Origin of the sequence: uncultured Lentibacter sp. (assembly GCF_937123735.1) — a bacterium.
Classification (GTDB): Bacteria; Pseudomonadota; Alphaproteobacteria; order Rhodobacterales; family Rhodobacteraceae; genus Lentibacter.
Map to the genome: position 1 here is coordinate 97417 of NZ_CAKZKL010000010.1, position 24479 is coordinate 121895.

19 protein-coding genes are annotated in these 24479 nt (G+C 62.5%); 13 read left to right on the forward strand and 6 right to left on the reverse strand.

Annotated features, from left to right (window positions below):
* Positions 1 to 44: 44 nt before the first annotated feature.
* Positions 45 to 1238, reverse strand: coding sequence for a kynureninase (kynU, locus tag Q0478_RS02490; RefSeq protein WP_298675885.1), 1194 nt, complete (start codon positions 1236 to 1238; stop codon positions 45 to 47).
* A gap of 140 nt (positions 1239 to 1378) precedes the next feature.
* Here kynU and Q0478_RS02495 point away from each other — a divergent pair, with 140 nt between their 5' ends.
* The 6 genes from Q0478_RS02495 (at position 1379) to Q0478_RS02520 (ending at position 7935) form a co-directional block, all read left to right on the forward strand.
* Entirely contained in the window at positions 1379 to 2341 is a 963-nt protein-coding gene (locus tag Q0478_RS02495; protein ID WP_298675887.1) for an MBL fold metallo-hydrolase, read from the forward strand.
* A complete protein-coding gene (locus Q0478_RS02500; protein ID WP_298675889.1) occupies positions 2338 to 2763 on the forward strand; it encodes a rhodanese-like domain-containing protein in 426 nt (141 codons plus the stop codon). Before Q0478_RS02495 ends, Q0478_RS02500 begins: the two co-directional genes overlap by 4 nt.
* Before the next feature lie 183 nt (positions 2764 to 2946).
* A complete protein-coding gene (locus tag Q0478_RS02505; RefSeq protein WP_298675891.1) occupies positions 2947 to 4518 on the forward strand; it encodes a Re/Si-specific NAD(P)(+) transhydrogenase subunit alpha in 1572 nt (523 codons plus the stop codon).
* 13 nt (positions 4519 to 4531) lie between these two features.
* Positions 4532 to 5965, forward strand: coding sequence for an NAD(P)(+) transhydrogenase (Re/Si-specific) subunit beta (locus tag Q0478_RS02510; RefSeq protein ID WP_298675893.1), 1434 nt, complete (start codon positions 4532 to 4534; stop codon positions 5963 to 5965).
* A gap of 92 nt (positions 5966 to 6057) precedes the next feature.
* Complete coding sequence (locus Q0478_RS02515; protein WP_298675895.1) at positions 6058 to 6543, forward strand: NAD(P)H-dependent oxidoreductase; 486 nt, start codon at positions 6058 to 6060, stop codon at positions 6541 to 6543.
* Between the two features lie 108 nt (positions 6544 to 6651).
* Positions 6652 to 7935: a DUF3422 family protein gene (locus tag Q0478_RS02520; protein WP_298675897.1), complete on the forward strand. Its 1284-nt coding sequence runs from the start codon at positions 6652 to 6654 to the stop codon at positions 7933 to 7935.
* Here Q0478_RS02520 and Q0478_RS02525 read toward each other — a convergent pair.
* From Q0478_RS02525 to Q0478_RS02540, 4 genes are all read right to left on the reverse strand, one after another.
* Positions 7871 to 8929: a YeeE/YedE thiosulfate transporter family protein gene (locus Q0478_RS02525; RefSeq protein WP_298675899.1), complete on the reverse strand. Its 1059-nt coding sequence runs from the start codon at positions 8927 to 8929 to the stop codon at positions 7871 to 7873. The genes Q0478_RS02520 and Q0478_RS02525 overlap by 65 nt on opposite strands.
* 226 nt (positions 8930 to 9155) lie before the next feature.
* The gene (locus Q0478_RS02530; RefSeq protein WP_298675901.1) at positions 9156 to 10124 is read right to left on the reverse strand and encodes an ABC transporter permease; all 969 of its coding nucleotides are present in this window, start codon (positions 10122 to 10124) and stop codon (positions 9156 to 9158) included.
* Entirely contained in the window at positions 10117 to 11226 is a 1110-nt protein-coding gene (locus Q0478_RS02535) for an ABC transporter permease (protein ID WP_298675903.1), read from the reverse strand. The genes Q0478_RS02530 and Q0478_RS02535 overlap by 8 nt, the downstream gene beginning before the upstream one ends.
* A 104-nt stretch (positions 11227 to 11330) precedes the next feature.
* Complete coding sequence (locus tag Q0478_RS02540) at positions 11331 to 13034, reverse strand: peptide ABC transporter substrate-binding protein (protein ID WP_298675905.1); 1704 nt, start codon at positions 13032 to 13034, stop codon at positions 11331 to 11333.
* A 424-nt stretch (positions 13035 to 13458) separates the two neighbouring features.
* Here Q0478_RS02540 and Q0478_RS02545 point away from each other — a divergent pair, with 424 nt between their 5' ends.
* The 7 genes from Q0478_RS02545 to Q0478_RS02575 all read left to right on the forward strand — a co-directional run bounded on the left by Q0478_RS02545 (position 13459) and on the right by Q0478_RS02575 (position 23576).
* Positions 13459 to 15291, forward strand: coding sequence for an ABC transporter ATP-binding protein (locus Q0478_RS02545; RefSeq protein ID WP_298675906.1), 1833 nt, complete (start codon positions 13459 to 13461; stop codon positions 15289 to 15291).
* A 184-nt stretch (positions 15292 to 15475) separates the two neighbouring features.
* The gene (gene argE / locus Q0478_RS02550) at positions 15476 to 16642 is read left to right on the forward strand and encodes an acetylornithine deacetylase (protein ID WP_298675908.1); all 1167 of its coding nucleotides are present in this window, start codon (positions 15476 to 15478) and stop codon (positions 16640 to 16642) included.
* A complete protein-coding gene (locus tag Q0478_RS02555) occupies positions 16639 to 17979 on the forward strand; it encodes an FAD-binding oxidoreductase (RefSeq protein ID WP_298675910.1) in 1341 nt (446 codons plus the stop codon). The genes argE and Q0478_RS02555 overlap by 4 nt, the downstream gene beginning before the upstream one ends.
* Before the next feature lie 11 nt (positions 17980 to 17990).
* On the forward strand, positions 17991 to 19175 hold the full coding sequence (locus Q0478_RS02560) for a M20 aminoacylase family protein (RefSeq protein ID WP_298675911.1): 1185 nt from the start codon (positions 17991 to 17993) through the stop codon (positions 19173 to 19175).
* A 15-nt stretch (positions 19176 to 19190) separates the two neighbouring features.
* Positions 19191 to 20357: a M20 aminoacylase family protein gene (locus tag Q0478_RS02565; protein WP_298675912.1), complete on the forward strand. Its 1167-nt coding sequence runs from the start codon at positions 19191 to 19193 to the stop codon at positions 20355 to 20357.
* Positions 20358 to 20490: 133 nt separating this feature from the next.
* Positions 20491 to 21522, forward strand: coding sequence for an N-acetylneuraminate synthase family protein (locus Q0478_RS02570; RefSeq protein WP_298675914.1), 1032 nt, complete (start codon positions 20491 to 20493; stop codon positions 21520 to 21522).
* Positions 21519 to 23576: an acyltransferase family protein gene (locus Q0478_RS02575; protein ID WP_298675916.1), complete on the forward strand. Its 2058-nt coding sequence runs from the start codon at positions 21519 to 21521 to the stop codon at positions 23574 to 23576. The genes Q0478_RS02570 and Q0478_RS02575 overlap by 4 nt, the downstream gene beginning before the upstream one ends.
* 83 nt (positions 23577 to 23659) lie before the next feature.
* Here Q0478_RS02575 and Q0478_RS02580 read toward each other — a convergent pair whose 3' ends face one another.
* Positions 23660 to 24448 carry a hypothetical protein gene (locus Q0478_RS02580; RefSeq protein ID WP_298675918.1) on the reverse strand — a complete coding sequence of 263 codons (789 nt, stop codon included), beginning with the start codon at positions 24446 to 24448 and terminating at the stop codon, positions 23660 to 23662.
* Positions 24449 to 24479: the final 31 nt, after the last annotated feature.

Here is a 24479-nt window from a genome sequence, read left to right on the forward strand (position 1 = left end):
GTCGGATTTTTCCGAAGGAAAAATTCGAAATCAAGTCACAGGCTTCAGGTAACCGCCGCACGCGCGTGGTATTCGGGCCTGTCCCAAAGCGCCCCCGTCATCACCTCTTCGATGATGTCACAGGCGCTGAGCACGTCGCCTTCGTCGATAAACAGCGGCGTGAAGCCGAAACGCATGATATCAGGCGCGCGGAAGTCGCCGACAACGCCGCGCGCGATCAGCGCCTGCATGGCGGCGTAACCGTTTTCAAAGGCAAAGCTCACTTGCGAGCCGCGCGCTGCGGCCGCGCGCGGGCTGGCGAGGGTGAGCATGGGGCAACGCGCCTCCACCTCCTCCAGAAACAGCTGGGTGAGGCTTTGGGAGCGCGCGCGCAGCGCGGCCATATCCACGTTTTCCCAAGCGTCCAGGGCGGCCTCAAGCGCGGCCAAGGCCAGGATCGGCGGCGTGCCGACGCGCATCCGCTCGATGCCTGCGCCCGCGCGGTAGCTGAGATCAAAGGCGAAGGGCGCTTCATGGCCGAGCCAGCCCGACAGGGCGGGGCGCACCGTGTCGGCGTGGCGCGGGGCGACATAGATGAAGGCGGGCGCGCCGGGGCCGCCGTTGAGGTATTTATAGGTGCAGCCGACGGCGAAGTCGGCTTTGCATTCGGCAAGCTTCACATCGGTGGCGCCTGCGGTGTGGGCCAGATCCCAGATCGTCAGCGCGCCGACGCTCTGGGCCTTGGCGGTGAGCGCTTTCATGTCATGCAGCCGCCCTGTGCGGTAATCGACTTCGGTGATCAGCGTCACGGCGACCTCTTCGGTGATATGCGCTTCAACCTCCTCGGGGGCGACAATGCGCAGCTCGTGGCCTTGGCCGAGCGATTTGATGAGCCCTTCGGCCATGTAGAGATCGGAGGGGAAGTTGCCGCTGTCAGAGAGGATGACTTTGCGCTCCGGGCGCATTTCGAGGGCTGCGGCCAGCGCCTGATAGACCTTAATGGAGAGCGTGTCGCCCATGACCACATGGCCCGCCTCGGCCCCGATGAGCCGCGCGACACGATCGCCCACCTCGGTGGCCTTGGCCATCCAGCCCGCCTTGTTCCAGCCGGTGATGAGCATTTCGCCCCATTCGTCGGTCATGGTGCGGGCGACGCGGGCGGGTGCGCTTTTGGGCAGGGGGCCCAGCGAGTTGCCATCCAGGTAGATCATGCCCTTTGGAATGTGAAACAGGGCTTTTGTTGCGGCGAAATCGGTCATGGCAGTCTCTTTTCGGGTGTTGGGCGTCTTGGTCAAACTGTCGCGCGGGCTGGCGGATTGCAAGCGGTGGTGCGAAATGGATTAGACATTCATGCAGGTGAATGTGTAAGGTGCGCGGGAAGGATTTAGGAGGGGATAGGATGTCACGATTTTCCAGCGGTCTGGCGGGCGCGGCTTTGGCCGCTGTTCTGGGCGCAGCCGCCTTTGCGAGCGAGGATATTGCCGATCAATATCCGCAGAGCGAGCTCTATTCCAAGCCCGTGGAAGTGATTCCGCATGTCTTTTCGGCCATCGGCGCGACAGCTCCGCCCACCTATGAAAACGCCGGACACAACAACAACCTCAGCTTTGTTGTGACGCCGGGGGGGGTTGTTGTGGTCAACGGGGGCGCCTCGGCGCGGCTGGCGGCGGCGCTGCATGAGGAGATCAAGGCGGTCACCGATCTGCCTGTGAAGCTTGTGATCAATGAAAACGGGCAGGGCCATGCTTTCCTGGGCAACTCCTATTGGGCCGATCTGGGGGTGGATATTCTCGCCCATGAGGACGCCATTCACGAGACCGAGGAGAACGGCCATTTTATCCTGGAAGGGATGAAGGGCTACAACCGCGACCGCGCCGAGGGCACGCGCGCGGTGAGCGCCAATCTGAGCTTTTCGGACACTTATGCCTATGAGCTGGGCGGTGTGACATTCGAAATTCTGCATCTTGGCCCTGCGCACGGGCCGGGAGACACGCAGGTTTGGATCCCTCAGTGGGACATCATGATTGCCGGCGATATTGCCTTTCACGAGCGGATGCCGCCGATTTTTGGCGATACCTGCACGAGCTGCTGGATCGAGACCTGGGAGAGCAAGCTTGAACCGATGGCGCCGACCTATGTGATTCCCGGGCATGGCCACCCCACCAATATGGCGCAGGTGCGCCGCTATACGCATGATTATCTTGTTGATCTGCGCGAGAAGATCGGTGCGCATATTGACGCGGGCGGCGACCTTTCGGGCGCGTATTATGTGGATCAGTCAAATTGGGAGATGCTGGACACTTTCGAGGAGCTTGCCACGAAAAACGCAGGCCGGGTGTTTGAGGAAATGGAATGGGAATGAGACTGAAACTCGCTCGGTCAGCCCTGTTGGGCTGGCTCGCTTTGAGCGCACCTGTCTTGGCTGAGGACACCGCTGTGGCCGAGGCTGTGCAGGGCTATATGGATTTTGCCACCTATGAGCAGGGGATCATCTTGCCCCAGCAGATTGATGCGGAGGTCTTTGCGGCGGCCACGTTCATTGACACCCGGGATGCAGCGCAATTTGCCCAGGGGCATATTGCGGGCGCACGCCATATCGAATGGCGTGAGGTGCCGGCCCGGTTGGGGGAGTTGCCGCAAAGTGGCATGGTCATTTTCTATTGCAACACTGGCTCGCTGAGCGCGCAGGCCACCTTTGCCGCGCGCCTTTTGGGGCATGAGAATGTGCTTGTCTTGCAGTCCGGATACACCGGGTGGCAAGAGACGGCGGCTTACAAGCCATGACCCCATGGGGAGATCTGGCACCAGCGGGCGCGCCCTTGGCCTTGGTTGAAAGACTTGGTTGAAAAACGTGGTTGAAAGAAGAGACGCGGCGTTGGCTTTGACTTTTTGCCGCGTCGCAGCGTAACATTTGAAATCCTTGCGTGATGGTTTGCGCAAGAAACAGAAAAGAAGGGGGATACTCAGGTGATCATCGGAACACCAAAAGAAGTGTTTGCAGGCGAGGCCCGTGTGGCCATGACGCCGGCTTCGGCACGGGATCTGCAAAAGCTCGGCTATGAGTGCATGATCGAAACAGGCGCAGGCGCGCTGGCGGGCTATTCGGACGCCGATTACAAGGCCGCGGGCGTCACTGTCAAAAAGACTGCCGCGGCGCTTTGGAAGGATGCCGATATCATCGCCAAGGTGCGCCAGCCCGAAGCGGCGGAGCTCAAGCAGCTCAAAGCAGGCAAGACCCTGATTTCATTCTTTAACCCAGCGGCAAATGACGCGGGTATGGACGCGGCGAAAGCCAAGGGCGCGAATGTCATCGCGATGGAAATGGTCCCCCGGATCAGCCGCGCGCAGAAGATGGATGCGCTCAGCTCCATGGCCAATATCGCCGGCTACCGCGCGGTTATCGAGGCGGGCAACAACTTTGGCCGCTTCTTCACCGGCCAGATCACGGCGGCGGGCAAAGTGCCGCCCGCCAAGGTTCTGGTTGTGGGCGCGGGCGTGGCGGGGCTTGCCGCGATTGGCACATCCACCAGCCTTGGCGCTGTGACCTACGCCTTTGACGTGCGCCCCGAAGTGGCCGAGCAGGTCGAATCAATGGGGGCCGAGTTTGTTTACCTCGACTTTGAGGAAGAGCAGCAGGACGGCGCGGCGACGGGCGGTTATGCCTCTGTCTCCAGCCCCGAGTTCCGCGAAGCGCAGCTGGCGAAGTTCCGCGAGCTGGCGCCTGAGGTGGATATCGTCATCACCACGGCGCTTATTCCCAACCGCGAGGCGCCCGAGCTTTGGACCGAGGATATGGTCAAGGCGATGAAGGCGGGCAGCGTGATTGTGGACCTTGCGGCCGAAAAGGGCGGCAACTGCAAACTCACCGTGATGGACGAGAAGATCGTGACCGAGAATGGCGTGACCATCATCGGCTATACCGATTTCCCCAGCCGCATGGCAACGCAGGCCTCAAACCTCTATGCCACCAACATCCGCCATATGATGACCGATCTGACGCCCGAAAAAGACGGCCAGATCAACCACGACATGGAAGATGATGTCATTCGCGGCGCGACCGTGGCCTTTGAAGGTGAGATCACCTTCCCGCCACCGCCCCCCAAAGTGGCGGCGATTGCCGCCAAGCCCAAGGCCGAAGTAAAAGAGCTGACGGCGGAAGAGAAGCGCGCCGCAGAGGTGGCGGCCTTCAAGGCGCAGACCAAGCAACAGGTGACCTTGCTGGGTGTTGGCGCGGTGCTGCTGCTGGGGGTGGGGCTTGTTGCGCCGGCCAGCTTCATGCAGCATTTCATCGTCTTCGTGCTGGCCGTTTTCGTGGGCTTCCAGGTGATCTGGGGTGTGGCGCATAGCCTGCACACGCCGCTCATGGCGGTGACCAATGCGATCAGCTCGATCATCATTCTGGGCGCGCTCATGCAGATCGGCTCCGGGAGCTTTTTGGTGATCCTGCTCTCGGCGCTCGCGGTGTTCATGGCTGGGATCAACATTTTTGGCGGGTTCCTCGTCACACGGCGAATGCTCGCCATGTTCCAGAAATCTTAAGGGGGGCTGACTAATGGATTATGGTTTCACCACAGCGGCTTATGTGGTTGCTGCGATTTTGTTCATTCTCTCGCTGGGCGGCCTTTCGGGGCAGGAAAGCGCCAAACGCGCGGTTTGGTATGGCATTGCCGGTATGGCGCTGGCGATTTTTGCCACGCTGATCGGCCCCGGCGCGGGGCTTTGGCTTTTGTCGCTGGTTCTGATCGCTGCGGGCGGTTTGATTGGCTATCAGCTTGCCACACGGGTGCAGATGACCCAGATGCCGGAGCTGGTGGCTGCGATGCACTCTCTTGTGGGGCTTGCGGCTGTCTTTGTGGGCTTTAACGCCCATATCGAGCTGGGCCGGGTCCTGGCGATGGATGACACGGCACGCAAGGCGCTTGAGGGCTTTGCCGCGCTTCTGGCCAAGAAGGACGCGGTGGAGATTGCGATTTTGCGGGTTGAGCTGTTTCTCGGGGTCTTCATCGGCGCCGTGACCTTTACCGGCTCGGTTGTGGCTTATGGCAAGCTGGCCGGTCGTGTGACTTCGGCGGCCGAGAAGCTGCCGGGCGGACATGTGCTCAACGCGGCGGCGGCGGGTATTTCCGTGCTCACGCTGATCTGGTATTTCAACAGTGGTGGCTTTTTGCCGCTCTTTATCATGACCCTTGCGGCGCTGTTTATCGGCTACCACCTGATCATGGGGATTGGCGGGGCGGATATGCCCGTGGTTGTTTCCATGCTGAACTCCTATTCCGGTTGGGCTGCTGCGGCCATCGGTTTCAGCCTTGGCAATGATTTGCTGATCGTTGTGGGGGCGCTTGTCGGCTCCTCCGGTGCGATTTTGAGCTACATCATGTGCAAGGCGATGAACCGGTCGTTCATCTCGGTTATTCTGGGGGGCTTTGGCGGCCCGGCGGGTGAGCAGATGGCGGTGGAAGGTGAGCAGATCGCCATTGAGGCCGAGGGCGTTGCCACGGCCTTGAACGAGGCGGATTCTGTGATCATCATCCCCGGTTATGGCATGGCTGTGGCGCAGGCGCAGACAGGTGTGGCCGAGCTTGTGCGCAAGCTGCGCGCCAAGGGCAAGAACGTGCGCTTTGCCATTCACCCTGTTGCGGGGCGTTTGCCGGGGCATATGAACGTGCTCTTGGCCGAGGCCAAAGTGCCCTATGACATCGTGATGGAGATGGATGAGATCAACGAGGACTTTCCGGATACGGATGTGGCCATCGTGATCGGCTCCAACGACATCGTGAACCCTGCGGCACAGGATGACCCCAACTCGCCCATCGCCGGGATGCCGGTTCTGGAGTGCTGGAAGGCGAAACAGGTGTTTGTTTCCAAGCGCGGCCAGGGCACGGGCTATTCGGGGATCGAGAACCCCTTGTTCTTCAAGGAGAACACACGGATGTTTTATGGCGACGCGAAGGCGAGCTTGGACAAGCTTCTGCCGATGATCGACTGATCTTTTCGGCTTGTGATAGGGAAAGGGCGCTCCGGTTGGGGCGCCCTTTTTCTTTGGTTTCACCCTGTGTGTCTTGGCGCTAGCATGGGGCCATGACACATCTTCTGATCATCTATCACAGCCGCACGGGCGGGGCGCGGCAGATGGCCGAGGCAGCTTACAGCGCGGCTGCGGCTGAGGGCGCAGTGCGGCTTTTGCGGGCCGAGGAGGCGGGTGTGGAGGATGTGCTCGCGGCGGCGGGCTATCTCTTTGCCGCACCTGAGAACCTTGGGAGCCTCTCCGGCGCAATGAAGGAATTTTTTGACCGCTGTTATTATCCTGTGCTCGGGCAGATCGAGGGGCGGGCCTATGCGCAGATGATATGCGCGGGCAGCGATGGGACGGGCGCGGCGCGCCAGCTGACGCGGATTGCCACGGGCTGGCGGCTCAAGGAGGTGCAGGAGGCGCTGATTGTGAACACCCGCGCGCAGACGGCGGAGGCGATTTTGGCCGAAAAGCACTTGAGCACAGCCGCGCTTGCGCCGTGCCGCGAGCTGGGGGCGGCTTTGGGCGCGGGGCTGGCTCTGGGCGTGTTTTGAGGCGCTTGGTATACAAAGGTATCCCATTAAGCCTCTGATTTTGCGACAAAAAGAGCGTTTACTTCTGCTGCTGGCGCGCTAGGGTGGGCCGCAGAACAGGAGGCCGCCATGCGCGCTTTAGAAGACCATCCGCTGCGCTATGAGCTGGCCAACGAGCTCCATGCGCGCCCCTTTCCCAGCCTGACGGCACCGGCGAGCGCGGTTTTTGTGGCGCTCAGGCCCAAGCACAATGCGGCCGGGCGCAACCGTGCGGCAGACCTTGCGCATTTGTGCGCGCTCTTGGACCGCTACGGCGCGGCGCACCCGGCACCGGAGGCCACGCATTACTCGGGGCAGATCGGGCGGCATATGCTCAAATGGGAGAGCCATACCGAGTTTGTGACCTATACCGCCTTTTGCGCGGGGGCGGGGGAGCGGGCGTTTGACGGGGCGGATTTTGATATTTTCCCGGTCGATTGGCTCGCGGCTTCGGGCATGGAGCGGGTGACGAGCGCGCTTTTGCGCGTGGAGCTGATGCCGGAGCCTGCGGCGCTGCGCACGGCGGTGAGCGCGTGGTTTGTGCCGGAGAGCGTGGCGGTGTCTTACGCATTGGACGAGGCGGCGGTGATTGCGGGGGATTTTCACATCGACCCCAACGGGCACATGCGCTTTGCCGTTTTTGTGGCACCCGAGACAGGGCCGCAGCGCACGGGGCGGATTGTGCAGAGGCTCTGCGAGATCGAGACCTATAAGACTCTTTCCATGCTGGGCTTTGCGCGGGTGCGCAGCCTTGCGCCGCAGCTGGCCAAGTTTGATGCGCAGCTCTCTGGCTTGATGGAAGATATGACCCTTTCAGAAACCCCCGCAGAGGCGACGCTGGATGCGCTTTTGAGCGTCTCTGCTGAGCTCGAGGCGCTTTCGGCGTCTGTTTCTTTCCGCTTCGGGGCGACGCAGGCCTATGAGGCGCTGGTGCATGAGCGGATTGCTGTTTTGCGCGAGACCCGCTTTGAGGGGCGCCAGAGCTTTGGCGAATTCATGATGCGCCGCTATGATCCTGCGATGCGCACGGTGGCCGCAACGCGTGCGCGCCTCAGCAAGATGGCGGATCGCGCGATGCGGGCGGGCGAGCTGCTGCGCACGCGGGTGGAGGTGGAGCGCTCTGCGCAGAATGGCGCGCTGCTCAAGAGTATGAACAAGCGGGCCGATTTGCAGCTTAGGTTGCAGCAGACGGTTGAGGGGCTCTCGGTTGTGGCGATCAGCTATTATGCGGTGAACCTTGTCACCTATGCGCTTTATCCCTTTGCCAGAGGGCTTGGCGGCCTTGACAAAGGGATGGTGAGTGCGCTGGTCACTCTGCCGGTTGTAGGGCTTGTTTGGTGGCTTGTGCGCCGGATACGGAACCGCTTTCATTGAGCAGGCGGGCGGCGAGCTTGGCCCCAACGAGGATGGCGGCGAGGGCGAGGAAGGCGGCAAAGCCCAGTGTCGGCACGCCGGAGAGGCCCGCGCCGAGGGTGCAGCCACCCGCCAGCACACCGCCCACACCCATGAGCAGCGCGCCGAGGGCGTAGCGGCCTGTCTGGGCAGGGGAGTCAAAGCTCACCCAAGCGAAGCGCTTGAACAGCAGGGCCGAGGCGAGAGCCCCCGCGAGGATGCCGCCGATGAGGCCCACGCCAAAGCCCGGGGTGATTGCGGTGCTGGCAATTGCCCAGAACAGGGTTGCTGTGGCCGGGGCCGTCAGGCTGAGGCTTTCGGCCATGATCGGGTCAAACGCGTCATAGAGCACAAAGCCCGTTCCCAGCCATGCGGCGGGCACAAGCAGGCCGATGAGCGCGGCAAGCGTGAGCATCTTGAGGCCCGCACCAGAGCGCAGGGCAAACACCAGCGCGCCAAGCGCCAGAACGGGCGCGGCGATGGCGGGCAGAGCGCCACCGAAGGGCACTGTGACGGCGGCCAGCGCCGCAGCGAGCGGCGCGAACACGCCCTTGAGCGTGGCATGGGCCGCGATGGCGAAGAGCACGAGCACGCTGGCGGCGCGCAGATTGCCAGAGGCCGACAGCACCGCGAGGCGCGAGGCGCAGCCCCGCGTGAGCACCATGCCTGCGCCAAAGGCGAGGCCGCCCAGCACGATGGCCAGCGCGGGAATATCAGAGGCCAGGTAGCGGTGGGCCTCAAAGTTGATGAGGCCCGCACCCACGCCGGCCTGTGTGCCGACAAGCGCCACGGCCAGCGCCATGAGCCAGACGCCGCCGGCGGCGCGGCGGTCTTGCGCATCGGTGCTTGTGAGGGCGCGGCGCAGGCAGAAGCGGGTGATCTCGGCGAGCACCCCGAAAGCCACGCCGATGGCGAGGGCCAGGTAGAGGCTGGCTGTGACGGGGGTGAGGGTTTCAAAACCGAATGATTCAAACATGGCAAGGCTCCGGACACGAGTGGGCTTTGCGCTTAGGTGGACGGGTTTTTGCCGCGCGGCAAGGGGTGCGGGCTGTGCTGCGCCGGTTGTGGCGGGGAGGATGTTCTTGGCGCGCCGCGCAAAGAGAGGGCTGTTCTTTGCGTTGCTGTCGCTCAGGACAAAAGACCAAACGCGCGCCCTTGGACAGGACGCGCGTTTTTATTTCGCTTTTGGCGCTGCGTGGGGCTCAGCGGCCACGAATGCGCGGATCCAGCGCGTCGCGCAGCCCGTCGCCGAGGAAGTTCACGGCCAGAACGGTGAGCGAGATGGCCACCCCGGGCAGCATCACGCGTTCGGGGAATTCCTGCATCCTGTCAACCGAGTCTGCCAGCATCTTGCCCCATGTGGGGAAATCGGAGGGAAACCCGACCCCGAGAAAGCTGAGCGCGCTTTCTGTGATGATGGCCGTGGCGAGGCCGAATGTGGCGGAGACCACGATGGGCGAAATCACGTTGGGCAGAAGATGGCGTGTGATGATGCCCCGGCTTGTTGTGCCTGCCGAGCGGGCGGCGAGCACAAATTCACGCTCCTTGAGCGCGAGCACATCGCCGCGCACGATCCGGGCGGTGTGCATCCAGGAGGTGAGGCCGATCACCCCGACAATCAGGATGAACATGCCGCCTTCGGGGCCGAAATTGGCCCTGAGGGGCTGTCGGAACAGGGTGACGGCCACCAGCAGCATTGGCAGGATCGGCAGCGAGAGAAACAGATCGGTGAGGCGCATGAGCGGCCCGTCAAGGCGCTTGAAATAGCCCGCCATGACGCCGATGAAAGCCCCCAGAAACAGCGAGAGCAGCATGGCCGCCCAGCCCACCGCCAGCGAGGTGCGCCCGCCGGCGATCATATTGGCCAGCCCGTCACGGCCCAGCTGGTCGGTGCCGAAGGGGTGTTTCCAGCTCGTCTTTGCGTCGCTGTCCCAGAGGGCGGTGTAGATCGGGCGGTGGTCTTTGGCGCGGATGTCAAGCTTGCCGGGGTCCAGATCCCAGATCAGCGCTCCGAAGAGCACCGCAAAGGTGATGAACAGCAAGAAGCCGCCCCCCAGCAGGGCGCCCTTATGCTGGCGGAACTGGAGCCAGACCTCGGCCAGTTGCGAGCGGTGTGGCGCGAGCGGTGCGTTGTCTTGCAGCGCCTCGATGGCTTGGATGTCATCAGTCATAACGGATCCTTGGGTCGAGCACGCCATAGAGCACATCGGCAATGATGTTGGCCATCACAATGAGAAAGGCGAAAATGAAGGTCAGGGTCATCACCATGGGCATGTCATTGGCAAAGAGCGCGGTGATCAGCAGTTGGCCGATCCCGTTGACCTTGAAGACCACCTCGGTGATGATGGAGCCCCCGAAGATCCCCGGGATGGCCAGCGCGATGACGGTGACCACGGCGATCATTGAGTTGCGCAGCACATGGACCAGCAACACGACCCGCTCTGGCAGGCCCTTGGCGCGGGCGGTGCGCACATAATCTTGCTTGAGGTTGTCCAGCATCGAGGCGCGCATGAAGCGGCTGATCTGGGCGGTGATTTGCAGCGCCAGCACCATCACCGGCATGATCATCTGTTTGAGCTGCACCACAAAGCTGTCCCAGTCATTGACCACATGGGTGGTGTCATAGATCGAGGGGAACCAGCCAAGGGAGACCGAGAATATCACGATCATCAGCGGGCCTGTGAAGAAGGGCGGCACCGAGAAGCCGATCATGGTGATGAATGTGCCGGCCTGATCGAAGGTCGAATATTGTTTGTAGGCCGAGTAGATGCCGATCGGGATCGCGATGAGGAAGGCCAGCAGATAGGCCATACCCACAACCCAGAGCGTCTGGGGCAGGCGCTGGAGCACGATGTCCATCACGGGGGAGCGGGTCTGCCAGCTGATAACCCGCTGGTCACGCACCATGATTTCGGTTTGGCCTGCCACTTCGCGCAGCAGCCCTTCCTGGCGCAGGCTTTCAAGCGTGGCCGACACGGGCAACTCGAGCGGCACTTCCCAATGCCAGGCAAAGCGGGTGCCAAAGAGATAATCAATCAGCACCTGCGGCTCGATCCAGAACATCTGCACCAGCCATTTCCAGAACTGCACATACCACGGCGCTCCGAGGCCGAGCGCCTCGCGCATTTTCTGTTTCACTTCCGGCGGCACGGTGAGCGGCACCTGGGCCATCGGATCGCCCGGGGCGAGCTGCAACAGAAGAAAGATGATAAGAGCGATAAACAAAAGCACCGGAACAGAAAGGATCAAGCGACGGAGGGTATATGTCAGCATGAAGGGTGCCTTGGGTTATGGATCTTTTGGGGTGACGTTTGGGTCATCTGCGGGCGAGAGCGAAGCGCCCCGCAAAAACGCGGGGCGCTTCAGGGCAAGAGCCCTTACTTGATGCGATACCACTCGGCGGCATCCCAGAGCTCGGAATCCCACACGTTGAGAACATGTCCGCCCAGAGAATTGGCCTGGCCAGACACACGCCCGCGGTGAACAAGGCCGACAATCGTGTGGCTGTCCTTGGTGAGCATGTTGTTCATCTTGATGGCGATTTCGCCGCGCTTGGCGATGTCGCCGGTGCGGGCCAGCTCGTCGATCAGGGCATCATAGGCCGGATCGCAGAACCGGTTGATGTTTTCACCCTGCCACTGGCTTGACGGCTTGGGCTCGTTGCCACAGCGATAGGCCGCAAGATATTGCTGCGGGTCTGTGCCGTTGAAGGTGTTGGCATACATTTCCACGTCTGCGTAGAACTTCTGGAAGGTGTCGGGCGAGCCGGGATCACCGCCAAAGAAGACCGAGGCATTCAGGTTGCGCAGCTCTGTTTCCACGCCGATCTCTTCCCACCACTGTTTGATCAGGGCCTGAAAGTCCTGACGCACGGCGTTGGTTGAGGTTTGATAGAGGATCGACAGTTTCTTGCCATCCTTGTCGCGCACACCGTCGCCATCGGAATCAACCCAGCCTGCTTCGTCCAGAAGCGCGCGGGCGCGGTCCATGTCCTGGGTCAGGCAAAAGGTGTTGTTGGCGGCATAGTTGTCCGGTGATGGCACCAGATCACAGGTGGGGCGGCCTGCCTTGCCATAGCCGACTTCCACCAGCAGCTCGCGGTCGATCGAGATCGAGAGCGCTTCGCGCACGCGGGCATCTGACAGGAAGGGGTGCGGATGCGCCACTGTGGAGCGCTCGCCTTCGGGCAGATCGGGGGAGGGGTCTGTGAGGTTCATCTCAAGACGCTCAACCAGCGGACCGAAGCCGGCCACGGCCTTGCCCTTGCCGCCTTCTTCAAACTTCGCGATCACATCGGGTGCGAGCTGGAGGTTCCAGGCGTAATCCATTTCGCCGGTCTCAAACACGGCCCGCGCCGCGCCTGTGGCGTCACCGCCGCCCTTGAGGGTCATGGTGGCAAATTTGGGCTTGCCAGCCTCGCGGTAGTTGGCATTGGCCGAGAAGGAGATCACGTCATTGGGCTTGAACTCGTCCACCACGAAGGGTCCGGTGCCGATCGGATTGAAGTTTGCTTCGGTGCATTCGGGCGCTTTGGCTCCGAGGCAATCGGCAAACTGGGCCGCCTGGATCACCGGGGATTGGCCCCCCACAAGCGGACCATAGGGGTTTGGCTTGGGCTGGTTGAAGGTGATTTTGAGCGTCATCGTGTCGAGCACGTCAATGCTCTGGACACCGTCAAAGAAAGCCGCCTGCGCACAGCCGCCTTCCGGGTGCATACAGTATTCTGCGGTGAATTTTGCGTCGTTGGCGGTCACAGGGGTGCCATCGGACCACAGGATGCCGTCGCGGATTTTCCAGGTGATGGAGGTCAGATCGGCGCTCACGCCGCCATTGGCCACGGTTGGAATTTCGGCGGCGATGTAAGGCACCAGGGCGCCCTTGTCGTCATAGCGCGCCAGAGGCTCGATCACCAGCGAGGCCGCTTCCACGTCTTTTGTGCCACCCGAGAGATAGGGGTTCAGGATCGACGGCGCTTGCCAGTAGATCACATTGACATGGCCGTCAGAGCCACGCTCGGCCATGGCCATCGGCGCCATAGCAAAGGAGGCCGCTGCGCCAAGCAGAAGGGATTTCATTTTCATGTTTTACTCCGTGTTGGGCGAGGGGCTGCCCCGCCTGAGCTTATCCGCTTGTCGCGGCTTTTCTGGTGAGAGCGGATTGCAGTTCTGCACCATCCGTGAACCGGATGTGCGGACCTTGGCAGCGCCCCCACGACCCGCCCATTCGAAACAGAGATTCGCCAAAATGCAAGCCCTTTGACAGCCGGCCGTTGCGTGAGCCGGCAAATTTTTGGGTCGCGGCCTGCTGGTTGGGCAACGCGGAAGCGCGGCAGGTAGCGAGACAGGCAGCGCACGGTAAGGGGGCAGCAACGGGCGCGGTAAGCGCACGGCAAGGGCAAAGGCGCGGCCCGCGCAGGGACAGCGCAGGGGTATGACAGGGTTTGACAGTCTTGCCTTGCTCTCTGTAGCGTGGGGCCAATTGCAGTTTCTGGATGGACCTCCCCCAATGCTTGACCAACCGCTTGCCAAGATCGAAAACCTGCGTGTCGCCTTCCAGACCAAGGACGGCCCCGTGGTGGGGGTAAAGGATGTGTCCTTTGAGGTGCGCGCAGGCGAGACCGTCTGTATTGTTGGGGAATCCGGCTCGGGCAAATCGGTCTCTTCGCTGGCTTTGATGCGGCTGATCGAATACGGCGGCGGCGAGATTGCCGGTGGCAAGATCCTGTTTGAGCGGGGGGCAGAGCAGGCCCAGGGGCAGGCGGTTGACCTGGCCCAGGCCGACCAGAGCCTGATGCGCACGATTCGCGGCAATGAGATCGGCATGATCTTTCAGGAGCCGATGACGGCGCTTAACCCTGTCTTCACCGTGGGCCGCCAGCTGACCGAGGGGCTGCGGCTGCACAAGGGGCTGAGCAAGCCCGAGGCCGAGGCGCGCGCGCTTGATTTGCTCAAGCAGGTGCGCATTCCCGAGCCCGAGCGGCGGCTGAAGCAATTTCCGCACGAGCTGTCGGGCGGGATGCGCCAGCGGGTTGTGATTGCCATGGCGTTGGCCTGTGAGCCGCGTCTGTTGATTGCGGATGAGCCGACGACGGCGCTGGATGTGACCATTCAGGCCGAGATTCTGGCGCTGATGGACCGCCTCAAGCGCGAGACCGGCACGGCGGTGATGTTCATCACCCATGACATGGCGGTGGTGGCGCAGATGGCGGACCGGGTGGTTGTGATGTTTCGGGGCGAAAAGGTGGAGGAGGGGCCTGTCGAGGAGATCTTTGAGGCCCCCAAGCACAATTACACCAAGGCGCTTCTTGCCGCGGTGCCCAAGCTGGGCGAGATGCGGGGCAAGGCCTATCCTGAACCCATGAAGCTGCTGGGGCGCAAGGCGCAGAACCTGGACCCGATCGCGGGCAGCGAAGAGGTGTTGTTGCGGGTTGAAAACCTGACCACGCGCTTTCCTGTGAAGGGCGGTTTCTTGCGCCGCACCGTGGCCAATGTCCATGCGGTGGAGGATATTTCGTTCACGCTCAACAAGGGGCGCACCCTGAGCCTTGTGGGGGAGAGCGGCTGTGGCAAATCCACTGCCGGGCGCTCGCTTTTGCGGCTGGTGGAGCCGCAGGCGGGCAAGGTAACCCTAGATGGGGTGGACATCATGGCGCTGCCCCCGCGTGGGCTGCGCAGGGCGCGGCTGGACATGCAGATGATTTTCCAGGACCCGTTCGCCAGCCTCAACCCGCAGATGAACCTGATGCGGCAGGTGGCGGAGCCGCTTGAAAACTATGGCGTGGCCAAGGGACAGGCCTTGCAAGACCGGATTGCGGCGCTGTTTGACCGTGTGGAGCTGCCGCGCTCTTTCCTGCGGCGCTTTCCGCATGAGCTTTCGGGTGGGCAGCGCCAAAGGGTGGCAATTGCGCGCGCGTTGGCGCTCAACCCCAAGCTCATCGTGGCCGATGAGGCCGTGAGCGCGCTGGATGTGAGCGTGCAGGCGCAGGTGCTCAACCTGATGATGGAATTGCAGGCCGAGCTGGGGCTGTCTTATCTCTTCATCAGCCATGATATGGCGGTGGTTGAGCGGGTGAGCCATGATGTGGGGGTCATGTATCTGGGGCGGATCGTGGAGTTGGGCCCGCGTGCGGCGGTGTTTGAGAACCCGCAGCACCCTTACACGCAGGCGTTGATGAAGGCGGTTCCGATTGCCGATCCGCGCCGGCGCAAGGACGAGCGCGAGCTGAATTTCAAGCCGATCCCCTCGCCGATCCATCCGGTGGGCCATGTGGCGGCGCCGAGCGCATATAAGGAAGTGAGCAAGGGGCATTATATCCTGACAACGGACAGCGGATATTGACAGAGTGGTTTCGCCTGCTGACGCAGGCGACCCGCTCGGCGGCTGTGCCGCCTCGCCACTGGCGCTCATCAAGAGCCGTTTGCGCTGAGGGGCGGGGTTGGAGTGGGGGCCAGCCCCCACGCCCCCGAGGTATTTTTGACCAGAAGAAGATGGGGCGTTTGGCCTTTTTCGCGCTGAGGAGATTGTGATGAGAGTGTTGACGCCCTTTGAGTTGATGGAGGCGCTTGTGAGCTTTCCCACGGTGAGCCGTGACCCCAACACCGATCTGATTGACTGGGTGGAGGGCTACCTGGCTGGCCACGGGATTGAGAGCCACCGTCATTGGCGCGACGAGGCGCGCACGCATTGTGCCTTGTTTGCCCATGTCGGCCCTGCGGTTGCGGGGGGTGTTGTGCTGTCGGGCCATACCGATGTGGTGCCTGTGGACGGGCAACCCTGGACCTCTGACCCCTATACGGTGACTGAGCGGGACGGGAAGTATTATGGGCGCGGCACCTGTGACATGAAGGGTTTTGATGCGCTGGCGATCTGGGCTTTGGTGGAGGCCAAGCGGCGCGGGGTGGCGCGGCCTTTGCAGATAGCGCTCAGCTATGACGAGGAGGTGGGCTGCACCGGCGCGCCGGCGATGATTGAGGCGATGCAAAGGGTTTTGCCCAAGGCCGAGCTGGCCATCATCGGGGAGCCGAGCCTTATGAAATGTGTGAACGGCCATAAGGGGGGGATCGGAATTGCGACCCATGTTGTGGGCTTTGAGGTGCATTCCTCGATCATGCACCGGGGCGTGAGTGCGGTGATGGAGGCAGGCAAGCTGCTTGTCTGGGCCAATGATATGAATGCGCAGACCATGGCGGCCACGCCCACGGCGCTGGCGCAGATGTTTGATCCGCCCTGGACCAACGCCCATGTGGGCACGATCGAGGGCGGCACAGCCAACAACATCACCGCCAAGGACTGCCGGTTTGTCATGGGGTTTCGGGTGGTGCCGGGGGAGCGCAAGGAAGACTGGGTGGCGCGCTACACCGCGCGGGTGCGCGCGGTGGAGGCCGAGATGCAGGCGGTGCATCCCGAGGCGCGCATTGATCTTGCGCCGCTCTTTGATGTGCCCGCGCTTGAGCCGGAAGACAACGGCGCCGCCGAGGCGCTTGTGCGCCGTCTCACCGGCGACAACGCCAGCCATGTGGTGAGCTATGGCACCGAGGCGGGGCAGTTTCAGAATGCTGGGTATTCTGCCGTGATCTGTGGCCCCGGCAGCATTGAGCAGGCGCATCAGCCGGACGAGTATATCGAGGTCAGCGAATTCGAGGCCGGTCAGCGCTTTATGGAGCGCTTGCTTGCGGAGCTTGCGGCATGACGGGGGCGATCCCCCTGGGGATGCAGGCCGCGCCCGAGCATGTGGGCGCGCTGCCGCGTGAGGCGGATGTGGTGATCATCGGCGGCGGGATCATCGGGGTTGCTGCGGGTTATTACCTTGCCAAGCGGGGCCTCAAGCCGCTTGTGCTGGAAAAGGGGCGTGTCGCCGCCGAGCAAAGCGGGCGCAACTGGGGTTGGATCCGCAAGACAGGGCGCGATTATGCCGAGCTGCCGATTGTGATCGAGGCGCAGGCGCGCTGGGAAGAGCTGGCGGCGGAGTGTGAAGACTTCGGCCTGAGGCGCGCGGGCGTGACCTTTCTGCCCAAGAGTGAAGCACAGCTTGCGAAATATGAGGGATGGCAGCGCGAATTTGGCGCGGCGGCGGGCACAGTTATGCTGAGCCGTGCTGAGGTGGCGGCGCTGTTGCCCGACGCGACCGACCCCTGGGGCGGGGCCATGCACACGTCAAGCGACATGGTGGCGGAGCCGTTTGAGGCTGTGCCGGCGATTGCGCGCGCCGCGGTGCGCGCAGGCGCGATGATCCGCGAGGGCGTGGCGGTGCGCGGCCTGTTGCGCGCCGCCGGCGCTGTGAGCGGGGTTGCGACCGAGGCGGGGGAGGTGAAAACCAAGCTTGTGCTGGTGGCAGCGGGGGCGTGGTCTGCGCTGTTTTTGCGCCGTGAGGGTGTGAACCTTCCGCAGCTCTCGGTGCGCTCCAATGTGCTGGCAACCGCGCCGATGCCCTCGTTTTTTGACGGGGCGGCGGGGGAGGATGCCATGTCGTTTCGCCGCCGCAAAGATGGGGGCTACACCATGGCCTCGCTGGGGGTTAACCACCTCTGGGTGGGGCCGGATGCGCTGCGGCATGTGCCGTATTACCGCCAGCTCATCACAGGCGGGGATTTTGGCATGAGCTACCGCCCGCCGGCCCCGCGCGACTGGCCCGACGGATTGCTGACGAAGCGGCGCTGGCGGCTTGACGAAGAGACCCCGTTTGAGCGGATGCGGGTGCTCAACCCTGCGCCGAGCGACAAGGCCCTTGAGCGGATGCTCGACAAGTTCGCTGCGCGCTTCCCCAAGATCGGCCGGCCCAAGGTGGCGCGGCGCTGGGCGGGGATGATCGACACCATGCCCGATGTTGTGCCTGTGGTGGATCATGCGCCCATTGCGGGGCTGAGCATCTGCACGGGGATGTGCGGGCATGGCTTTGGCATTGGCCCCGCCTTTGGGCGGATCATGGCGGATATGATGCTGGGACGCGACGTCGGACATGACCTGAGGCGATTTGCGCTTGCACGTTTTGACACCTATGCCAAGCTTGAGCTTGGGCCGGATGTCTGAGGAGCGCTGCCATGCCAGTGAAGAACCGCTTTGCCGAGCTGAGCGACGCGTTGACCGCGTGGCGGCGGGATTTTCACGCCCACCCGGAGCTGCGCTTTGAAGAGACGCGCACGGCGGGGTTGGTGGCGCAGCGGCTGCGCGAGTTTGGCTGCGACGAGGTTGTTGAAGGCTTCGGGCAGACCGGTGTTGTGGCTGTGATACAGGGGCGCGGGCAGGGCGGCAAACCGGGCCGTGGGCGCACCATCGGCTTTCGCGCCGATATGGACGCGCTGCCGATTGAGGAGGCCACGGGGCTGGGCTATGCCAGCAAAACGCCCGGCAAGATGCACGCCTGCGGCCATGACGGGCACACCACCATGCTTTTGGGCGCGGCGCAGTATCTCGCCGAGACCCGCCATTTTGATGGCACGGTTGTGCTCTGTTTTCAGCCGGCCGAAGAGGGCGGGGGCGGCGCGCGCGCCATGCTCGATGACGGGCTGATGGAGCGCTTTGAGATTGATGAGATTTACGGGATGCACAACTGGCCCGGGATCGAGGCGGGGCAGTTTGCCGTGCTGGAGGGGCCGCAGATGTCGGCGGCGGAGGCCTTTCGCATTGTTGTGACGGGCAAGGGCGGGCATGGGGCCATGCCACATCTCTCGGTGGATACGAGCCTTGTGGCGAGCCATATTGTTGTGGCCATGCAATCGGTTGTGGCGCGCGCGGTGAACCCGCTGCGCGCGGCGGTGATTTCGCTTTGTGGCATTCGCAGCGACACCGATATTTACAACGTGATCCCTGACAGTGTGACCATCAAAGGCACGCTCCGGTATTTTGACACGGAGGTGCGCAAGGTGATCGGGGCGCGTATGGAGGCGATTATTGCCCATACGGCGCAGGCTTATGGCGGCCGTGCTGTGCTGGAGTTTGCCAATGATGGCGTGCCGCCGACTGTGAACGACAAAGAGGCGGCGCGCCATGCGGCGGCGGCGGCGCGGGCTGTGACGGGGCGTGCGACAGTGGCGATTGACCCTGTGATGCCGGCCGAGGACTTCTCGGAGATGCTTCAGGTGCGCCCGGGGGCTTATGTCTTTATCGGCAATGGCGACAGCGCCGATCTGCACAACCCGCAGTATAACTTTAACGACGCAATCCTGCCGGTGGGTGCGAGCTTTTTGGCCGAGCTGGCCGAAAGCCGTATGCCTTTGGCAGAGTAAACTGGGAGAAAGAAAATGGCTGTTAAGAACCGCTTTGCCGAGCTTCAGGACGAAATCACCGCGTGGCGGAGGGATTTTCACGAGCACCCCGAGATCCTGTTTGAGACCCACCGCACCAGCGCGATTGTGGCTGAAAAGCTCAAGGAATTTGGCTGTGACGAGGTTGTCACGGGGATCGGGCGCACGGGTGTTGTGGGGGTGATCAAGGGCAAGAGCGACACCTCCGGCAAGGTGATCGGGATGCGCGCGGATATGGATGCGCTGCCGATGCCCGAGGAAACGGGGCTGCCCTATGCTTCCAAAACGCCCGGCGCAATGCACGCTTGCGGCCATGACGGGCACACGGCGATGCTTTTGGGCGCGGCCAAATATCTGAGCGAGACACGCAACTTTGATGGCACGGCGGTTGTGATCTTCCAGCCGGCCGAAGAAGGCGGCGGCGGCGGCAAGGAGATGTGCGATGATGGCATGATGGAGCGCTTTGGCATTCAGGAAGTTTACGGGCTGCACAACTGGCCCGGCAAACCTGTGGGCGCGTTCTCGATCCGCTCGGGGCCGTTTTTTGCGGCCACCGATGTCTTCACCATCGAGTTCACCGGTGTGGGCGGACATGGCGCGAAGCCGCAGGAGACCGTGGACACCACCGTGATGGCCGCGCAGGCTGTGCTGGCCTTGCAGACGGTTGCGAGCCGCAATGCCGACCCTGTGGAGAATATCGTGGTTTCGGTGACCTCGTTTGAGACAAGCTCCAAGGCGTTTAACGTGATCCCCGGCGGTGTGACGCTCAAGGGCACGGTGCGCACGATGAGCCCGGCGATGCGCGACTTGGCCGAAAAGCGGATTGGCGAGATCTGTCAAGGGATTGCGGCGACCTTTGGGGGCAGTGTGGACGTAACCTACACCCGCGGCTACCCTGTGATGGACAACCACGCAGCGCAGACGGAGTTTTTGCGCGAAGTGGCGACGCGCGTGTCGGGCGGCTGTGAGGAGGCCCCGCTTGTGATGGGGGGCGAGGACTTTGCCTTTATGCTCGAAGAGCGCCCGGGCGCTTACATCTTGATGGGCAACGGCGACACGGCCAATGTGCACAACACCAAATATGACTTCAATGATGCGGCCATTCCGGCCGGGTGCAGCTATTGGGCGGAGATTGTGGAGCAACGCATGCCGGCCGCCAGCTGAGGCCCGTTGGGCCGTGGGCGGTTGACAGAGCCGGCGCGGCGCAGGAAAAGGCGCAAGGCTGCAAAACAAGAGTGCCAGCGCGCCCCTGCGCTGGCCTGACGGCTTTGGCGGCTCAACAAGAGGATAAGGCCAGATGAAATTAGGTTCCCGCGAGATTGGTCCGAGCGCGCCGCCACTTGTGATCGCTGAAATCGGCATCAACCATGGTGGCGCTCTGGATGTGGCCAAGGAGATGGTGCGGCGCGCGGCGCAATCGGGCTGTGAATGTGTCAAACACCAGACCCATTTTGTCGAAGACGAAATGACCGAAGAGGCCAAGGCGATTTTCCCACCCAATGCGGATGTCTCGATTTGGGACGTCATGGCGCGGTGCGCGTTGTCAAAAGATGACGAAATCGCCCTCAAGCGCTATACCGAAGATCTGGGGATGCTCTATCTGTCGACGCCGTTTTCGCGGGCGGCGGCCGATTTTCTGGCCGAAATCGGTGTTGTGGGGCTCAAGATCGGCTCCGGAGAGGCCGACAACCTGCCTCTCATCCGTCACATCGCCCGTTTGGGCAAGCCGGTGATCATGTCCACGGGGATGCAGAGCATTCAGAGCCTGCGGGCTTCGGTGGATATTCTGGCTGGGGCCGGGATAGACTATGCTTTGCTGGAGTGCACCAACCTTTATCCGAGCCCGCCGGAGATTGTGTCTCTGCGGGGCGTCAGTGAGCTTCAGGCGGCGTTTCCGGATGTGCCTGTGGGCTTTTCGGACCATTCGATCGGCCCGGAAATGGCCTTGGCGTCGGTGGCTTTGGGCGCCTGTATCTTGGAGCGTCATTACACCGATACGCGCTATCGCGCCGGGCCGGATATTATCAATTCCATGGACCCGGCCGAGCTGCGCCACCTGATTGACCGCTCCCGTGAAATCTGGATTGCCGCCAACAACCCCAAGGCGCGGACAGCGGCAGAGGAAGATGTCTACCGCTTTGCCCGGGCCAGTGTGGTGGCGGACCGTGACTTGCCGGCCGGGCATGTGATTGGCGAGGCGGATATCTGGGCGCGCCGCCCCGGCACTGGCGAGATTGCCGGTTATGAGTTTGACGCCGTGATTGGGCGCACAACCACCCGGGCGCTGGCGCGCAACACCCAGCTCAAATGGGCAGATCTGACCGCGTGAAACACCGCCGTGATATTGACGGGCTGCGCGCGCTTGCCGTGGGCGGGGTTGTATTGGGCCATGCGGGTGTGCCGTTCTTGCCTGCCGGCTTTGTCGGGGTGGATGTCTTTTTTGTCATCTCCGGTTTCTTGATCGGCACGATCCTTGTGGCGCAGTTGGAGGCGGGCAGCTTCTCGCTCAGGGCGTTTTATGCCAAGCGGATCTGGCGCATTTTTCCGGCGCTCTATGTGATGGTGCTGGCAACGCTTCTGGCGGGCTGGTTTTTGCTCACGCCCCATGAGCTGCGCTATTTGGGCGGAGCGGCTCTGGCGGTTTTGATATTTGCCTCAAATATCTGGTTTTACATCCAGATTGATTATTTCAACCCGGATGCCAAATATGAGCCTTTGCTGCACACATGGAGCCTTGGGGTTGAGGAGCAGTTTTACATTGTTGCGCCCTTGTTTTTGCTGGGTTTGGCGGCGCTCGCACGGGCGCGCTTTGGGGCCGGGCGCAGGGCGCTGCGCGGGCTGATCTTCAAAGGGGTATTTTTGGCGGCCTGTGTGAGCTTTGCCTATGCGCTGTGGGCGGGCCCGCGGGATGCGCAGGGGATTTTCTATTTGCCCTTTGCGCGCGGGTTTGAGCTTTTGCTGGGGGTGTTGGCGGCGGTTGGCCTGCCCTGGATGCGCCAGCCTTCAGAACGGGTGCGCTCGGGTTTGGTTTTGCTGGGGGCGCTTGTTATTCTGGCCAGCTATGTGGTGGTCTCTGAAAGCGCGCTCTGGCCCGGCCCGTTGACGCTTGTGCCGGTTGGCGCAACTTTGCTTGTCTTGTTGTTTGGGGGCGCAGAGCTGCGCAGCACGGCGCTCTTGGGCGCGCGGCCCTTGGCGGCGTTGGGCGTGATCAGCTATTCCGTATATCTCTGGCACCAACCGCTGTTAAGCTATGGCCTGATCTTTGGATATGATGCGGCAAAGCTGTGGCATATTGTGCTGTTTTGCGCAGCCAGCCTCGCGCTTGCGGCTTTGTCCTGGAAATATGTCGAACAGCCGTTTCGCTTTGGCGCTCTGCGCCTTTGGGTGAAGCGGGGGCTGTTGTGGGGCCTTGCGCTGGCGATTGTGGGCTTTGCGGTGGGCGGGCATGTCACCAAGGGCTATCCGGGGCGGATGTCGCCGCAGGTTCTGGCGGCGCTGGAGGGCAAGACCTCTTATGCCAGCAGCTATCGCCGGTGCATCGGGGGGCGCAAAGAGGGCACCCGGCTGGACCCGGCGCAGGCCTGTGTGCATGGCGCCGATGTGGCTCCGCGCGTTGCTGTCTGGGGCGATTCTCATGCGGCGGTCTTGTCAAGCGCGCTAGGAGAGGCGCTGGCAGAGCATGGGGTTTCGCTGCGCGAGCTCACGGTTGGCAGCTGTATGCCGGTGCTGGACACCAAGAATACCAAGCTCAAGCGCACGGAATATTGTGCCGAGCACAACCGCAAGATGCTCGATTACATCCTGGCCACCCCAGAGATAGAGACCGTGGTGCTCCACGCCTATTGGAACTCCTACACCGAATGGCGCGATTTTGAGACCGGCCTTGGCTGGCGCATCGAGGATAAGATCGTTGCGCTGCCGCTGGAAGGACGCGCAGGTATGGCACAGGGCGCGCGGCTGGCCGCACTGGGTGCGCGCTATGAGGCGCAGATGCGTGCGCTGAGCGCGGCGGGCAAGCGGGTGATCGTGCTTGGCCCCTTGCCGCCAGCTGGCTTTGATGCGGTTGAGTGGCGCGCGCGGGCGCTTTGGACGAAGGGGAGCGCGCCCGAAGATCTGCGTTATCCGATGGCGGCCTTTACGGGCTACAGCGCGCTCAGTTGGGAGATGCTGGCCCGCGCCGAGGGGCTGCAAGGCGTGCAGCTCCTGGATTTGAGTTCAAGGCTGTGCTCTGCTCAGGCGGGCTGTGATGTGCTTGTAAACGGGGTGGCGCTGCACTTTGATGACAACCATCTTTCGAAAGCGGGCGTGGCGCGGATTGTGGGGCCTTTGGCTGCGGCGGTGCTTGCGCCCGGGGCTTTGGCGGGCGCAGTCTCAAATCCCTGAGGCTCACATCCCTGAGACTCACATCCCCGAGGCTCACATCCCCGAGGCTCAAACCCCTGAGGCTCAAACCCCTGAGGGGCCGCTTACTCAGGGATGGTGCCGCCGTGTTTTTGCCAATACTCGGCCATCCAGCCAACTTGCCCATAGCCCAGGTGGGGCAGGCTGTCCCAGCGGCGCAGCCCTTTGCGGATCAGCGTGATCGGGCGCGGATCGCCGTGAAAGGCAACCACGCCCGCCTCGGGCGGCGGGGCTTTGGGGGCGCGCAACAGATCGAGCCCGATTGGCCGGCGCAGCCAGCGTTTGAAGCTGATCACCCACTCCGCAGGCCAATAGGCGACGCTATGGGCATGGGCCTGAACCCAGACCTGTTCAATCTTGTCGGCCGCAAACGCGGCGGCGGGATCCGCTTGAAAGCGTTCAAGGATCTGGCTTTCGGCCCCCAATGTGAAGGCAAACACCCCTGTGCCAAGCAGCGGCGGATGTTTGCCCGCCGGGCCGGGGACACCGCCCCTGTGCCAGTTCTTGCCTGTGTCGATCCCGATCAGGGGGGCGTCATGATCAAAGAAGCGGTCAAGATTGCCGGTCACAACCGTGTCCATATCAATGAAGAGTGCCCGCCCGGTGAGCCCGTAGAGGTCTTTTGCAAAGACCGCCAGCTTGGGCCACGCCCCGTTGAACCACATTTCGGTGCTACAACCGATGTCGGGGATGGGAAAGGTTTCCACACCGCTTGAGAGCCCCGTGGCGTCATCGGTGAGGCAGACAAACCGAAAGGGGCCGCTGATATGGGCCTGGCAGGCGCTGTAGAGCACGTTGACGTAATCTGGCCCAAACAATGTGCCCCATTTCATACACAAGACGACTCTCTGCATCTGCTCGCTTCCTTTGGGGCCGCGCTGGCAG